The organism is Halomonas qinghailakensis (genome assembly GCF_025820815.1).
Taxonomy (GTDB): domain Bacteria; phylum Pseudomonadota; class Gammaproteobacteria; order Pseudomonadales; family Halomonadaceae; genus Vreelandella; species Vreelandella qaidamensis.
The window spans coordinates 1,272,943-1,287,094 of the sequence record NZ_CP096973.1 but is presented as its reverse complement, the minus strand read 5'-3'; the positions used below and the strand labels follow the sequence as shown (position 1 = coordinate 1,287,094).

Here is a 14,152-nt window from a genome sequence, read left to right as displayed (position 1 = left end):
CGTCTTCCTCGCTGAGGCAAACCAGTTCATCGGTTAGCCGGCTGATAAGACAGCCTCACAGCGAAATAGCTCTTTAACAATTTGATCAGGTAATTCATGTGGGCGCTTGCCGATGAGGGTGATAAATCACCAAATATCAAGGCAAGCGGTCATGACAATGTAAATTGAAATGAATTCGTTTGAACCTTGAGCCAAGTTTGATGCGCTTTTGTTGTTCGTCAACATTATGTTGTCGGGTGACGAGTAAGCATCACAATGATTTTAAACTGAAGAGTTTGATCATGGCTCAGATTGAACGCTGGCGGCAGGCCTAACACATGCAAGTCGAGCGGTAACAGATCTAGCTTGCTAGATGCTGACGAGCGGCGGACGGGTGAGTAATGCATAGGAATCTACCCGGTAGTGGGGGATAACCTGGGGAAACCCAGGCTAATACCGCATACGTCCTACGGGAGAAAGGGGGCTCCGGCTCCCGCTATCGGATGAGCCTATGTCGGATTAGCTAGTTGGTGAGGTAATGGCTCACCAAGGCAACGATCCGTAGCTGGTCTGAGAGGATGATCAGCCACATCGGGACTGAGACACGGCCCGAACTCCTACGGGAGGCAGCAGTGGGGAATATTGGACAATGGGGGGAACCCTGATCCAGCCATGCCGCGTGTGTGAAGAAGGCCTTCGGGTTGTAAAGCACTTTCAGCGAGGAAGAACGCCTAGTGGTTAATACCCATTAGGAAAGACATCACTCGCAGAAGAAGCACCGGCTAACTCCGTGCCAGCAGCCGCGGTAATACGGAGGGTGCAAGCGTTAATCGGAATTACTGGGCGTAAAGCGCGCGTAGGTGGCTTGATAAGCCGGTTGTGAAAGCCCCGGGCTCAACCTGGGAACGGCATCCGGAACTGTCAAGCTAGAGTGCAGGAGAGGAAGGTAGAATTCCCGGTGTAGCGGTGAAATGCGTAGAGATCGGGAGGAATACCAGTGGCGAAGGCGGCCTTCTGGACTGACACTGACACTGAGGTGCGAAAGCGTGGGTAGCAAACAGGATTAGATACCCTGGTAGTCCACGCCGTAAACGATGTCGACCAGCCGTTGGGTGCCTAGCGCACTTTGTGGCGAAGTTAACGCGATAAGTCGACCGCCTGGGGAGTACGGCCGCAAGGTTAAAACTCAAATGAATTGACGGGGGCCCGCACAAGCGGTGGAGCATGTGGTTTAATTCGATGCAACGCGAAGAACCTTACCTACTCTTGACATCCTGCGAACTTGTGAGAGATCACTTGGTGCCTTCGGGAACGCAGAGACAGGTGCTGCATGGCTGTCGTCAGCTCGTGTTGTGAAATGTTGGGTTAAGTCCCGTAACGAGCGCAACCCTTGTCCTTATTTGCCAGCGGGTAATGCCGGGAACTCTAAGGAGACTGCCGGTGACAAACCGGAGGAAGGTGGGGACGACGTCAAGTCATCATGGCCCTTACGAGTAGGGCTACACACGTGCTACAATGGCCGGTACAAAGGGTTGCGAGCTCGCGAGAGTCAGCTAATCCCGAAAAGCCGGTCTCAGTCCGGATCGGAGTCTGCAACTCGACTCCGTGAAGTCGGAATCGCTAGTAATCGTGAATCAGAATGTCACGGTGAATACGTTCCCGGGCCTTGTACACACCGCCCGTCACACCATGGGAGTGGACTGCACCAGAAGTGGTTAGCCTAACGCAAGAGGGCGATCACCACGGTGTGGTTCATGACTGGGGTGAAGTCGTAACAAGGTAGCCGTAGGGGAACCTGCGGCTGGATCACCTCCTTAAACGATGCATCATCCCTCGCGGTAAGCGCTCACAATGAATTACCTGATCAGAATGCTGTGTGATACGCAGTGATAAGCGTTTTCTTCATATTGAAAAAAGAGAAAAGATCTTTTTTTAAAGAGTTCTTTTAAAGAGTTCTTTTAAAGAGCTTTGTTTTAAAGACCCTTCTTTTTTTAACGTGAAAAAAGCAACCGCTTATCACTGCGCATAGCAGTCGCTCTTTAACAATGTATATCATGCTGACATAAACGTTTTAAAACGTTTATACGTAATTGTTTTGTGATACGTCTCAAGCGTATCCGGCAATCGTTATCATTGCGAACCCCAGACTCCTTCGGGTTATAGGGTCAAGCAATGAAGCGCACACGGTGGATGCCTAGGCAGCCAGAGGCGATGAAAGACGTGGTAGCCTGCGATAAGGCTCGGCGAGGTGGCAAACAACCTGTGACCCGGGCATCTCTGAATGGGGAAACCCACTCATCATAAGATGAGTATCTTACGCTGAATATATAGGCGTAAGAGGCGAACCAGGGGAACTGAAACATCTAAGTACCCTGAGGAAAAGAAATCAACCGAGATTCCCCTAGTAGCGGCGAGCGAACGGGGACCAGCCCTTAAGCATGTGACTGATTAGACGAACGAGCTGGGAAGCTCGGCCGTAGCGGGTGATAGCCCCGTAGTCGAAAATCTGATCATGTGAAATCGAGTAGGTCGGGGCACGAGAAACCTTGACTGAAGACGGGGGGACCATCCTCCAAGGCTAAATACTCCTGGCTGACCGATAGTGAACCAGTACCGTGAGGGAAAGGCGAAAAGAACCCCGGAGAGGGGAGTGAAATAGATCCTGAAACCGTGTGCGTACAAGCAGTAGGAGCAGACTTGTTCTGTGACTGCGTACCTTTTGTATAATGGGTCAGCGACTTATATTCAGTGGCGAGGTTAACCGTTTAGGGGAGCCGTAGGGAAACCGAGTCTTAACTGGGCGACACAGTCGCTGGATATAGACCCGAAACCGAGCGATCTATCCATGAGCAGGGTGAAGGTTGAGTAACATCAACTGGAGGCCCGAACCAGGATCTGTTGAAAAAGATTTGGATGACTTGTGGATCGGAGTGAAAGGCTAATCAAGCTCGGAGATAGCTGGTTCTCCTCGAAAGCTATTTAGGTAGCGCCTCACGTATCACCGCCGGGGGTAGAGCACTGTTTCGGCTAGGGGGTCATCCCGACTTACCAACCCGAGGCAAACTCCGAATACCGGTGAGTGCGAGCGTGGGAGACACACGGCGGGTGCTAACGTCCGTCGTGAAAAGGGAAACAACCCAGACCGTCAGCTAAGGTCCCGAAATCCTGGTTAAGTGGGAAACGATGTGGGAAGGCTCAGACAGCTAGGAGGTTGGCTTAGAAGCAGCCATCCTTTAAAGAAAGCGTAATAGCTCACTAGTCGAGTCGGCCTGCGCGGAAGATGTAACGGGGCTAAACCAGGTACCGAAGCTACGGGTTCATCCTCTGGATGAGCGGTAGAGGAGCGTCGTGTAAGCCAATGAAGGTGAATTGAGAAGTTCGCTGGAGGTATCACGAGTGCGAATGCTGACATGAGTAACGATAAAGGGAGTGAAAAACTCCCTCGCCGGAAGACCAAGGGTTTCTGTTCGACGCTAATCGGAGCAGAGTGAGTCGGCCCCTAAGGCGAGGCCGAAAGGCGTAGTCGATGGGAAACGGGTCAATATTCCCGTACCGGACATGATTGCGATGGGGGGACGGAGAAGGCTAGGTGAGCCAGGCGTTGGTTGTCCTGGTGAAAGTGAGTAGGCTGGTGTCCTAGGTAAATCCGGGATGCTCTAAGGCCGAGACACGAAACGAACTGACCACGGTCAGGAAGTCATTGATGCCACGCTTCCAGGAAAAGCCTCTAAGCTTCAGATCATGTGCGACCGTACCCCAAACCGACACAGGTGGTCAGGGTGAGAATCCCAAGGCGCTTGAGAGAACTCGGGTGAAGGAACTAGGCAAAATGGTGCCGTAACTTCGGGAGAAGGCACGCCGGCGTAGGGTGACGAGACTTGCTCTCCAAGCCCGAACCGGTCGAAGATACCAGGTGGCTGCAACTGTTTAGTAAAAACACAGCACTCTGCTAACGCGCAAGCGGACGTATAGGGTGTGACGCCTGCCCGGTGCCGGAAGGTTAAATGATGGTGTTAGCCGTAAGGCGAAGCTCTTGATTGAAGCCCCGGTAAACGGCGGCCGTAACTATAACGGTCCTAAGGTAGCGAAATTCCTTGTCGGGTAAGTTCCGACCTGCACGAATGGCGTAATGATGGCCACGCTGTCTCCACCCGAGACTCAGTGAAATTGAAATCGCCGTGAAGATGCGGTGTACCCGCGGCTAGACGGAAAGACCCCGTGAACCTTTACTATAGCTTCACACTGGACGCTGATGTTGCCTGTGTAGGATAGCTGGGAGGCTTTGAACCTCGGACGCCAGTTCGAGCGGAGCCAACCTTGAAATACCAGCCTGGCATCATTGGCGTTCTCACTCAGGTCCGTTATCCGGATCGAGGACAGTGTGTGGTGGGTAGTTTGACTGGGGCGGTCTCCTCCCAAAGAGTAACGGAGGAGCACGAAGGTACCCTCAGCACGGTCGGACATCGTGCAGTGAGTGCAAGAGCATAAGGGTGCTTGACTGCGAGACAGACACGTCGAGCAGGTGCGAAAGCAGGTTCTAGTGATCCGGTGGTTCTGTATGGAAGGGCCATCGCTCAACGGATAAAAGGTACTCCGGGGATAACAGGCTGATACCGCCCAAGAGTTCACATCGACGGCGGTGTTTGGCACCTCGATGTCGGCTCATCACATCCTGGGGCTGAAGTCGGTCCCAAGGGTATGGCTGTTCGCCATTTAAAGTGGTACGCGAGCTGGGTTTAGAACGTCGTGAGACAGTTCGGTCCCTATCTGCCGTGGGCGTTGGATGTTTGAGAAGGGCTGCTCCTAGTACGAGAGGACCGGAGTGGACGCACCTCTGGTGTTCCGGTTGTCACGCCAGTGGCATTGCCGGGTAGCTATGTGCGGACGGGATAACCGCTGAAAGCATCTAAGCGGGAAGCCCCCTTCAAGATGAGACATCCCTGAGGCCTAGAGCCTCCTGAAGGGCCCAGCGAGACCAGCTGGTTGATAGGCACGGTGTGGAAGCGCTGCAAGGCGTTGAGCTAACGTGTACTAATGGCCCGTGAGGCTTGACCCTATAACACCCAAGGGGTCTGGTCGCAGTGATAACGAAACGAGTGTGACAACACTCAGAAAACCGGATACGCGGATTAAGCCCACCGTGACACACGACAGGCTTAAGACAAAAGAGACGACACAAAACACTGTCAGCATGATATGCATTACCTGTTACGCCTGACGACCATAGCGAGCGTGAACCACCTGATCCCATGCCGAACTCAGCAGTGAAACCGCTTAGCGCCGATGGTAGTGTGGGGTCTCCCCATGCGAGAGTAGGTCATCGTCAGGCACTTATTAAACAAAAAACCCAGCCACCCGGCTGGGTTTTTTGTTGGTGCCTACCACACCGTCATTCCCGAGTCACCACACCGTCGTTCCCGAGTGAGGTTATCGGGAATCCATCTTGACCTTGGCTTGCTGAAGCCCAAAACCCCAACTCAACATGGATTCCCGCTGAGGGCCTGCGGGAATGACAAGGGCAGTTCACTCACGCCTTGGGGGGCTTTTTTGCGTAATAATTTCCTGCTTCTTTCTTATTTATTCCTTTAAACAGCTGTTTTAAAAAATTAAATAACAAGAGGTTACTGTGCTGAGCTGGCATGACTGGCGCCTAGCACCTACTATATTGTGACATGTATAGTGAAGCACCATCTCAGGAGGAGAAGCGATATGAGTACCCCGTTAATGAAGAAGCTTGCAGTAGCATTACTAATGGCCTTAATGATGGGCGGTCTGGCTGCTTGTGACAATCAAGGCCCTGCAGAAGAAGCAGGTGAAAATATCGATGAGAGTATGGAAGATGCAGGCGAAAGCCTCGAAGATATGGGCGAGAATATCGAAGAATCTGCAGAAAACTAAGCAAGCTATTGGCTTACCCTAAAGCAGTGTGTCGATCTTTGCTGATAAAAAAACAGCCGCTATTTAAAAGCGGCTGTTTTGCATTTTGAAGTAATTAAGCAATGCGCTAGATTTAGGGGATTAGGCTTCAGGATTTTGCTCAATGCCTTGAAGGTACCATGGTGCCTGATCACGCATAGTGCGCGTGAGATGCCATGTTTCATTAAACTCAGTCTGTTCGCCGTTCTCTTCTAAAATACCGTGGAAAATAACAGTCGCTTCTGCATGACTGTCGTATTCGCTAATGTCGCCTAGTTCTGCAAACAGCTTAATAACCTCAGTGCGGTTATTAGCAGGCTGCTCGGCGCGTTCTTGACGTAGCAGGTTGTATAACTCTGGCGTTACATATTCTTGGATTTGGTTCAGATCATTATTGTCCCAGGCACGCTGTAGTGTCATAAAGTGCTCTTTTGCGCCGCCTAGGAACCGTTCTTTATCAAACCAAGCAGGCGTGCTTTGCAGGCCACTGGCTAGGCTGCCAGGCGTAGCTGAGAAGTTAGATGGAGCTGCTGCTGTTTGTTGTTCCCGCTGATAGCCTGCTGCTGTTGCCGGGGCTGGCCGACGCTGCCTCATAAAAGCGCGTAAAGCAAAGACCACCAAAGCAATAATGCCAGCCATTAGCAGCAAATCCATAAGGCGTAGCTCGTCAAAGGCGCCGCCGAAGAAGAGCGCAGCCAATAAGCCACCTGCTAACAGGCCACCTATCATACCTCCCATTCCACCACGTCGTGCGGCGGCAGCTGCTTGGCCTTGCTGTTGAGTGCCCTGCGCTTGTTGTTGCGTAGGAGTGCTAGCGGGCTGATCTGCAGAGCGTGATACGCTACCCATATTACTACCGCCGCCCAAGCGACGCGCTTCAGCGTACTCGACGGCTGCGCTAAAGCCCATAACGCTAACCAGTAGCATGACAAAAAATTGCCGTAACATGTTGATTCTCCATTAATGGTGCAAAGGCAAGGTTATGCGCCCAACCAGCGGCGCGTAGAAAAAAAGAAGTGGTTAGTTTACCGTGTAAGTAGGTAAGTAAGTTATTCTGATAACACATATAAAGACAAAAATAGGAATAAAAAGTGCGCCTACATCATGATCGAAGTCTGCTGTTAATCGTCGACTTTCAAGCTGGTCTGTTACCTGTCATTGAGGGCGGCACAGCCGCAATAGAAGAGGCGTCGTGGTTGGCGGGTATTGCCAATGCGTTGCATATCCCTGTTTGGCTAACCGAGCAGTACCCTGAAAAACTTGGCGGTACATCAGCCAGGCTATTAGACGAGCTGGGGGAGCACAAAATATGGCAAAAGCATCACTTTAGTGTGATGGAGGAGCCACCCTTTGCTCAGGCGTTAGAAGCACTCTCACCGAAGCAGGTGGTCATTTGTGGGACAGAGGCACATATCTGCGTGCTGCAGAGTGCGCTTGGTTTACTAGAAGCGGGCTATCAGGTGTTTTGGCTAAGTGAGGCGACGGCGAGCCGTCGTAAGGAGGAGGCACGCCTTGCCCGAGAGCGTGCCTGTGCCAATGGTGCAGTGGCTGTCAGTGCTGATATGGTGGCTTATGAGTGGCTTTATCAGTGCGATACGCCACTATTTAAAGAGGTTCATCAACGCTTTCTCAAGCCGCGATCAGCGCGCCCTGTGACATTCTTCTAACAGCCGCTATATTCGACGCTTACCATGTTCAGCGGTCGCTTTCTCGCCGAGTGAAAACTAGCGTGTCGCCTTGAGAGGCCGCTGGATCAAACCGATACCCAGCTACATCAAAGGCAGTGAGCTGGTCAGGATCGTTTATGCGCTGCTGAATAATCCATGCACTCATCAAGCCGCGCGCCTTTTTGGCGTAAAAGCTGATGATTTTGAAGGAGCCGTTTTTCTCGTCTTTGAAGACGGGTGTAATGACGCGTGCGCTTAATTTCTTCGTATCGATCGCCTTAAAGTACTCGTTGGACGCCAGATTCACCAATACGTTTGAGCCACTTTCCTCAATGGCGTTATTAAGCGCGTGCGTTAACGTTGGTTTCCAGTGCGCATAAAGGTCGTTACCAGCGTCGTTGGGTAGTTTGGTGCCCATCTCCAGCCTATAGGCTTGGATTAAGTCTAGTGGGCGTAATAAGCCGTATAGCCCTGATAGAATGCGCAGGTGCTTCTGGGCAAATCGATTATCGTCATCACTAAAGGTGTTGGCTTTTAGTCCTGTGTACACATCCCCTTGAAACGCCTGAACCGCTGGTTTGGCGTTATCCAACGTGAATGGTGGCTGCCAGTCGGCAAAGCGTGCAGCATTTAAGCCTGCCAGTTTATCGCTTATGCCCATTAAGTCGCTAAGCTGTTGAGGAGAGTAGCCGCGCAGAATATCAATCAACGGCTTACTGTGCTCAAGGAAGTCAGGTTGGGTGACTTTTTCTGTGGTTGAGGGGGTTTCAAAGTCCAGCGTTTTGGCGGGGGAAATAACGCTCAGCATGGCGTGCTCCTTATGCCGTGACAGAAAATAGAAAAGCATTATACCAAGCCTCGGCGATGGCCGAGGCTATCGGCTTGATAGCGGAACACGTGATTAGGGGCAGGGGTTAGGCATCCGACGGTGAATGTCGTCGATAGCGGCGAGCACTTCTTCATCCAGCTTAAGGCTCTCGCTGTCGAGGTTGCTTTCAAGCTGATCCATTGTAGTGGCGCCAATGATGTTGCTAGTTAGAAAACGGCGGGAGTTGACAAAGGCCAATGCCATTTGGGCAGGGTCTAGGTCATGCTTCTTAGCAAGTTGAACGTAAGCCTGCGTTGCCGCTTCTGCTTCTGGCGAGGTATAGCGTTGAAACCGCTCATAAAGCGTCAAACGCCCTTTGGGCGGCTTAGCACCGTCAAGGTACTTGCCTGACAGCACGCCAAAGCCTAGCGGCGAGTAGGCGAGTAAACCCACGTCTTCACGGTGAGCGATCTCAGCGAGCCCGACTTCAAACGTACGGTTAAGCAGGTTATAGGGGTTTTGAATAGACGCTACCCGAGGCAACCCTAACTGCTCTGATAGCTGCAGCATGCGCATGACACCCCACGGCGTTTCATTGGAAAGGCCAATGGCGCGTATTTTACCGGCATCTACCAGTTCCTTCAGCGCTGACAGCGTTTCTTCAAGCGGCGTCGCATCTTCTTGTTCAGCGTGGGTATAGCCCAGTTTGCCAAAGAAGTTGGTTTTACGGTCTGGCCAGTGCAACTGATAAAGGTCGATATAATCCGTGTTGAGTCGTGCAAGGCTGGTATTAACGGCCTGATGCAGATGGTCGCGGCTCATTTTAGGGCCGCCACGAATATGATCTAACCCAGGGCCTGCGGCTTTGGTGGCAATAATGACATCGTCTCTAGCGCTACGTGCTTTCAACCAGCTGCCAATGTAAGTCTCTGTTAGCCCTTGCGTTTCAGCCTTTGGTGGTACCGGATACATTTCAGCGGTGTCGATAAAATTGATGCCAAAAGCGACCGCGCGATCAAGCTGCTCATGGGCCTCAGCTTCACTATTTTGTTCGCCGAAGGTCATGGTGCCTAAACAGAGCCGGCTGACTTCAATCCCGGTTCTACCCAGTGGTCGGGTTTGCATTATCGTCTCCTCAATGAAGCGAAATTGCCTCAGGATATTCACTGATGAACGCCGTGAATAATGGCGCGTGAGAGGCATGTTAGCGAGGCGCTACAAAAGCAGCAAATCAATAGGGTTGAGTCGGCGCAAAGGCAGGCGTATGCTTGCCAGCCCATCGACCAGCCTAGTGCTGGTTAATCGTATGGTTAGCGGTCAAAAAGCGGGAACGATAGCTAGCCGAAGATCTCAACAGATAGGCAGGGTGGTTTGCCATGCCGCAGGCATCAACTTTGTTTACCCGGTTAGAGTTTCGCCTAGCCGAGCAGCTGTTTCACACGCGTTGGTTATTGCCGCGTTCGCCGCGCACACAGCGTTTGACGATGCGCTTGCTTAAACGCTGCGCAGAAGCGGGACACCCCGATGCTCAGTCGATCTATGGGCATATGCTGTTTCATCGCAGCCTGTCGCCGCAGGATAAGGCGCGTGGCGCGCGTTATGTGTTAGAAGCGGCTCAAGCTGGCGATATAAAATCACAGTACCAGGCAGCGCAGATTCACGAGCACGGCTGTGTTCAGTACCCACGGCGTGAGGATTACGCGGTGACATGGTATGCCCGTGCCGCCCAATCGGGCCATTATCTGGCCGCAGAACGGTTGGCGCGCGCCTATCGGTTAGGTGAGCTAGGCTTGGCAATAGACGACGAGCAGGCGGCCTATTGGCAACGCTTGGCGGATCGTCAGGCAACAACGGGAATGGCGGCAGCCTAGTAGAGACGTCAGTGGTCTGGCCGCTGAGATCAGTGAATGAGGAAATCAGTGTCCGAGACGCTACCTACAGTGCTAGATATTGAAGCGTCCGGATTCGGTCGCGGCAGCTACCCTATTGAAGTTGGCATTGCTCGTGCCGACGGTAGCTGCTGTGCGTTTCTTATTCAGCCACTGGATGAGTGGGTACATTGGGATCCTAAAGCTGAGCTTTTGCACGGCATTTCCCGTGAGCGTTTACAGCGAGAGGGCTATCCTGTACGTCAAGTGGCACATTGGTTAAATGACGAACTCCGTGAACTTGGAAAGGCCTACAGCGACAGCTGGGGCTATGACAATACGTGGTTGTCGCTGCTGTTTCATCATGCGGGGATGCTGCCGCGCTTTCGTTTAGAGGCATTACGTATTTTGCTCAGCGAAGAGCAGCAAGCGCTATGGAGCAGCACAAAAGAAGCCGTCATCGCTGAGCGTGGTATCCATCGTCATCGCGCTGGTGAAGATGCACGTCTGTTACAACTCACCTATCAACGTACGCTTGTGCTGACGGAAGACGCTAAGCGCTAATCGGCTGCTTTTTAATGCCGCTGTCAGAGAAGCACATTATAGTGCCTATCTTTTTAGGCCAAACTAAGTTGGGCTTCTAATGCAGCCAATAGTTGGCTAGGTGTGGATGCATCCATCAACATATCGCGGGTCGTTTGAGCTAAGAAGCCGTGGCTGACGGTGCTGTCCAAAAAGGTAAGAAGTGGGGCATAAAAACCATCGGTATCAAGTAGACCCATGGGTTTGTCGTGAAGCCCTAAATAGCCCCAGGTCCAAATTTCAAACAGTTCCTCAAACGTACCTATCCCGCCAGGTAAGGCAATAAAAGCATCAGCGTTGGCCGCCATAGTGGCTTTGCGTTCGTGCATATTTGGCACGCGTATGAGTTCCGTTAAACCAAAGTGTGCCTGCTCGCGCTCGACAAGGTGGTCTGGCATTACACCAATTACCTTGCCGCCTGCTTCCAGCGTCGCGTTAGCAAGCTCACCCATTAAACCGATGCGCGCACCACCATAAACAAGGGTATGGCCGCGGTCTGCAATGGCAGTGCCAAGCGTATTGGCGGCCTGGCGAAAAGCGGTTGTATTTCCTTCTCGCGAGCCGAGATATACACAAATTCGTGCCATAGTAAGCATCCTTATTACTGATCAGCTGCTGATGAGTAAGCGGTTAATGTTAAGCCGTTAGTGAGAGGAGTGTTAACTTAGGCAGCGCTGAACATCGTAGTGTTCGTCCATCCATTGTCCGATGACGTTATTGCCGCATAAATGGTGAGCATATTGAGTATGCAGGCAGCGAACCTGTTGCCAGTTGCTAATGCCGCCGACGCCGCGTTCGGTCAGCACGTCGGTATAATCTAACTGAGTGACCTCATCCCGCTGTGCATCGCTCATATATGCCCAGCGTGCTTTAACGTAATCACGATGGCTTTGCTGGTAAGCGTCTAGAAATTCGGGCTCCTCCTGAAGGCGTTGTTCTAGTGACTTAATGACACCAACGGCTTCAATGCGGGAAATTTCGATTTTCAGCAGATCAGAGCATAGCCAGTAAAGAGTTGGAAACGGTTTGCCATCGACAATGGGGGCCATGCGCAGCACTAGCGGAGTGCCTTTAGTGTCGGTCGCAGCAACGGCTTCAATACCGCGCGGGGCACGTCCAAGTTGTTGAGTGATAATAGCTAGCTGGCGCTCATTGGGCGCCTGGTCGGTACGAATTACCATTGCGGTGATGTCTCACTTTCGGTCATCTTGGACAAACTTATTTGAGCGGCCAACGGCGCGGAAAAAACAACGGTTTAACTGCTCGGGGGTGGCAACATAACGCCACTTCTCTTCGCAGTATTCTGCAGCTCGCGCCATTAATACATCATAAAGTCGGTTGAACGGGGCATCATAATCGTAGGGGTCTGCGCCGAACAAGCGGATATGCGGGTAGTCAGCAAAGCGATCTATAAAGTAGCGCTCAAGGTCGGCTTCAACGGCGCGATGCTGCGCCGTATTGTCAGGGTCGATCCAAAGGTTATAACGGATTGCCATGAAAATCTCCCAGCGCCCCGCCAAGCAGAGGGTGTCTTAAGCAGGCGTTGGCGCGCTGTGTAAGTGGGCGGATAGCGCATCGCGCAACTCGCCTTCAATAGGGACCGCGCGTTTTTCATGATGGTCGTATTGTACCAGTACGGTATGCCCTAGATTAGTAAGCGTACCATGCTGCCGGGCTTCTTGAGTCACCGTAAACGAGCTGGTACCTAAACGCGTCAAGTAGGTACGTAGTTCGATGTCGTGGCCGTAGAACAGTTCAGCGCGATAGTCGACTTCCATCCGGGCCATAATCAAGCGCCACTGTTTGGGGTTGAGGTCTGGCGTAAACAACCTGAATAAGTCGTTACGTGCTAGCTCAAACCAAGCGGGCAGACGGGTATTGTTAATATGGCCTAGGGCATCGGTGTCGTAAAAAGCCGGCTCAATCATACGGGTGAACATCAGGGTATCCTTATTGTTTGTTAGCTTGTTTATTCGCCATTTAGGCTAACCAGAATTACCCCTAGCGAGCGCTTGGTCAAGTAGCACGACGCTGATACCAAGCGGTTAATTGCATCCATCCCAGCAACCATAGGGTCGCGGCAGCAAAGCCTGCCAATGTGCCCCACAAAAGCCCTAGTGTGTTGTACGTATAGGAAACACATAGCGTATAACTCAGCAGCGAACCCAGCCCTATTGGGTAGTGTTTGATAACCGTTGCTACGGGAGCCACCCCATGATTGAGGTGCAGGATAAGCAAAAATGGCAGCATCGTGACAGGAAAGGCCGCCAATGTCCCTGCCCAAGCGGGTGGTAGCCAGTGTGCAAGTCGTGTAATCACGAAAATAATGACGGTGGCCAAACAGGCGCGCGCCGCTAAGGCGGATAGTGAAAAAGCACGACTGGCAGGGCTCTTTACATCAGGAATAGTGCGGAATAACACACTAAACACGGCGATGGCACATAGGGTCACAAGAGTGCCACTTAAACGCGTAAAACTGAATTGAGCAAGCACCGTGCTGACCGCGAACCATGCGATAAAGCCGCCGAATAAACCGCCCACAACGCCTTTAAATCCTGGTTGTCGGCCTGCCACCAAATAGCCAGCCCCAAGTGCCATTGTTGCAGTAAACCCAGCGAGTGTATGCACTGCGCTTTGGGTCGCAAAAAGAGGGGAAATTTCTAAACCAATAAAAAACAGGGCTAACGCCGTTCCAAGCGGATAGCCCGCTAACAGACCCGCTATACGTGGGCTGGCGCGCACTGCAATAGCGCCTAGCCCTAGTACCATGCTAATTGATAGGCCTAGTTTCGCCAGCTGCCAAGTGAGAGGAACCTCTATCATGGAGTGTTTTCCTTGCGGCTATTAAACCGTTACTATTGTTGTACAGTTGTTTGATCGACCTGCTTTGGCGCTACCGCTATTTAACTAATACCAGTTTACTATTAACAGACTAACTATTGCCTGTATGAGAGGCTGTTTCTCCCGTGACGCGATCAATCGATTCACGCACACACGCGCTTTCCCCACCTCCCAAGCCTGCCGGCTGTGAGCTGTGCCAGCGGGCGTCGCCACTGAGCAAACACCACTTAATACCGCGCACCCTGCATAACAAGCCGCGTTATCAAAAACGTTACAGCCGTGAAGAGCGTCTAACCGCGATAGTGTGGCTTTGCCACCCGTGTCATAAGCATATACATCGTCTGTATAGCGAGCGCGAGTTAGCAGATCGTTTTGCCAGTCTAGAAGCGCTAATGAGTGATGATGACATACGCGCGTTTGTCGATTGGCTAGCCACCAAGCCCGCAGGCTTTAAGCCAAAGTCGTCGGTGCGCAAGCGCCATTAACTGCCC

Annotated in this window: 13 protein-coding genes and 3 rRNA genes; 8 read left to right on the top strand and 8 right to left on the bottom strand. The window is 52.1% G+C overall.

Going from position 1 to position 14,152, the window contains the following annotated elements:
• Nucleotides 1-263 precede the first annotated feature (263 nt).
• The 4 genes from M0220_RS06000 (at nt 264) to M0220_RS05985 (ending at nt 5,877) form a co-directional block, all read left to right on the top strand.
• A 16S ribosomal RNA gene (locus M0220_RS06000) occupies nt 264-1,796 on the top strand.
• Nucleotides 1,797-2,142: 346 nt separating this feature from the next.
• Nucleotides 2,143-5,035 (top strand): 23S ribosomal RNA (locus tag M0220_RS05995).
• A gap of 157 nt (nt 5,036-5,192) precedes the next feature.
• Nucleotides 5,193-5,308, top strand: a 5S ribosomal RNA gene (rrf, locus tag M0220_RS05990).
• The 16S, 23S and 5S rRNA genes sit together here, the layout of an rRNA operon.
• 380 nt (nt 5,309-5,688) lie before the next feature.
• A complete protein-coding gene (locus M0220_RS05985) occupies nt 5,689-5,877 on the top strand; it encodes a hypothetical protein (RefSeq protein ID WP_030074632.1) in 189 nt (62 codons plus the stop codon).
• A gap of 120 nt (nt 5,878-5,997) precedes the next feature.
• On the opposite strand, the gene M0220_RS05980 is transcribed toward M0220_RS05985, so the two are convergent.
• On the bottom strand, nt 5,998-6,843 hold the full coding sequence (locus M0220_RS05980) for a Tim44 domain-containing protein (protein WP_264018943.1): 846 nt from the start codon (nt 6,841-6,843) through the stop codon (nt 5,998-6,000).
• A 143-nt stretch (nt 6,844-6,986) separates the two neighbouring features.
• On the opposite strand from M0220_RS05980, the gene M0220_RS05975 reads away from it, so the two are divergent.
• Nucleotides 6,987-7,562, top strand: coding sequence for an isochorismatase family protein (locus M0220_RS05975; protein ID WP_030074628.1), 576 nt, complete (start codon nt 6,987-6,989; stop codon nt 7,560-7,562).
• 28 nt (nt 7,563-7,590) lie between these two features.
• On the opposite strand, the gene yaaA is transcribed toward M0220_RS05975, so the two are convergent.
• Together yaaA and M0220_RS05965 are read right to left on the bottom strand one after the other, a co-directional pair.
• On the bottom strand, nt 7,591-8,370 hold the full coding sequence (gene yaaA / locus M0220_RS05970; RefSeq protein WP_264018942.1) for a peroxide stress protein YaaA: 780 nt from the start codon (nt 8,368-8,370) through the stop codon (nt 7,591-7,593).
• Nucleotides 8,371-8,463: 93 nt separating this feature from the next.
• Nucleotides 8,464-9,495 carry an NADP(H)-dependent aldo-keto reductase gene (locus M0220_RS05965; RefSeq protein WP_030074623.1) on the bottom strand — a complete coding sequence of 344 codons (1,032 nt, stop codon included), beginning with the start codon at nt 9,493-9,495 and terminating at the stop codon, nt 8,464-8,466.
• 251 nt (nt 9,496-9,746) lie between these two features.
• On the opposite strand from M0220_RS05965, the gene M0220_RS05960 reads away from it, so the two are divergent.
• Together M0220_RS05960 and M0220_RS05955 are read left to right on the top strand one after the other, a co-directional pair.
• Nucleotides 9,747-10,241, top strand: a complete 495-nt coding sequence (locus M0220_RS05960) for a tetratricopeptide repeat protein (protein ID WP_030074621.1) — start codon at nt 9,747-9,749, stop codon at nt 10,239-10,241.
• A 48-nt stretch (nt 10,242-10,289) separates the two neighbouring features.
• Entirely contained in the window at nt 10,290-10,802 is a 513-nt protein-coding gene (locus tag M0220_RS05955) for a hypothetical protein (protein ID WP_030074619.1), read from the top strand.
• Nucleotides 10,803-10,855: 53 nt separating this feature from the next.
• On the opposite strand, the gene M0220_RS05950 is transcribed toward M0220_RS05955, so the two are convergent.
• The 5 genes from M0220_RS05950 to M0220_RS05930 form a co-directional block, all read right to left on the bottom strand.
• Nucleotides 10,856-11,407 (bottom strand): LOG family protein, encoded by a 552-nt coding sequence (locus tag M0220_RS05950; RefSeq protein WP_030074617.1) that lies wholly within the window; start codon nt 11,405-11,407, stop codon nt 10,856-10,858.
• A 72-nt stretch (nt 11,408-11,479) separates the two neighbouring features.
• Complete coding sequence (locus M0220_RS05945; RefSeq protein ID WP_264018940.1) at nt 11,480-12,001, bottom strand: DUF501 domain-containing protein; 522 nt, start codon at nt 11,999-12,001, stop codon at nt 11,480-11,482.
• 12 nt (nt 12,002-12,013) lie between these two features.
• Nucleotides 12,014-12,316, bottom strand: a complete 303-nt coding sequence (locus M0220_RS05940) for a hypothetical protein (RefSeq protein WP_030074612.1) — start codon at nt 12,314-12,316, stop codon at nt 12,014-12,016.
• Between the two features lie 36 nt (nt 12,317-12,352).
• The gene (locus M0220_RS05935) at nt 12,353-12,760 is read right to left on the bottom strand and encodes an acyl-CoA thioesterase (RefSeq protein ID WP_030074610.1); all 408 of its coding nucleotides are present in this window, start codon (nt 12,758-12,760) and stop codon (nt 12,353-12,355) included.
• Between the two features lie 76 nt (nt 12,761-12,836).
• Nucleotides 12,837-13,643, bottom strand: a complete 807-nt coding sequence (locus tag M0220_RS05930) for a hypothetical protein (RefSeq protein WP_030074608.1) — start codon at nt 13,641-13,643, stop codon at nt 12,837-12,839.
• Nucleotides 13,644-13,786: 143 nt separating this feature from the next.
• Here M0220_RS05930 and M0220_RS05925 point away from each other — a divergent pair, with 143 nt between their 5' ends.
• The gene (locus tag M0220_RS05925; RefSeq protein WP_264018939.1) at nt 13,787-14,146 is read left to right on the top strand and encodes a hypothetical protein; all 360 of its coding nucleotides are present in this window, start codon (nt 13,787-13,789) and stop codon (nt 14,144-14,146) included.
• Nucleotides 14,147-14,152 lie beyond the last annotated feature (6 nt).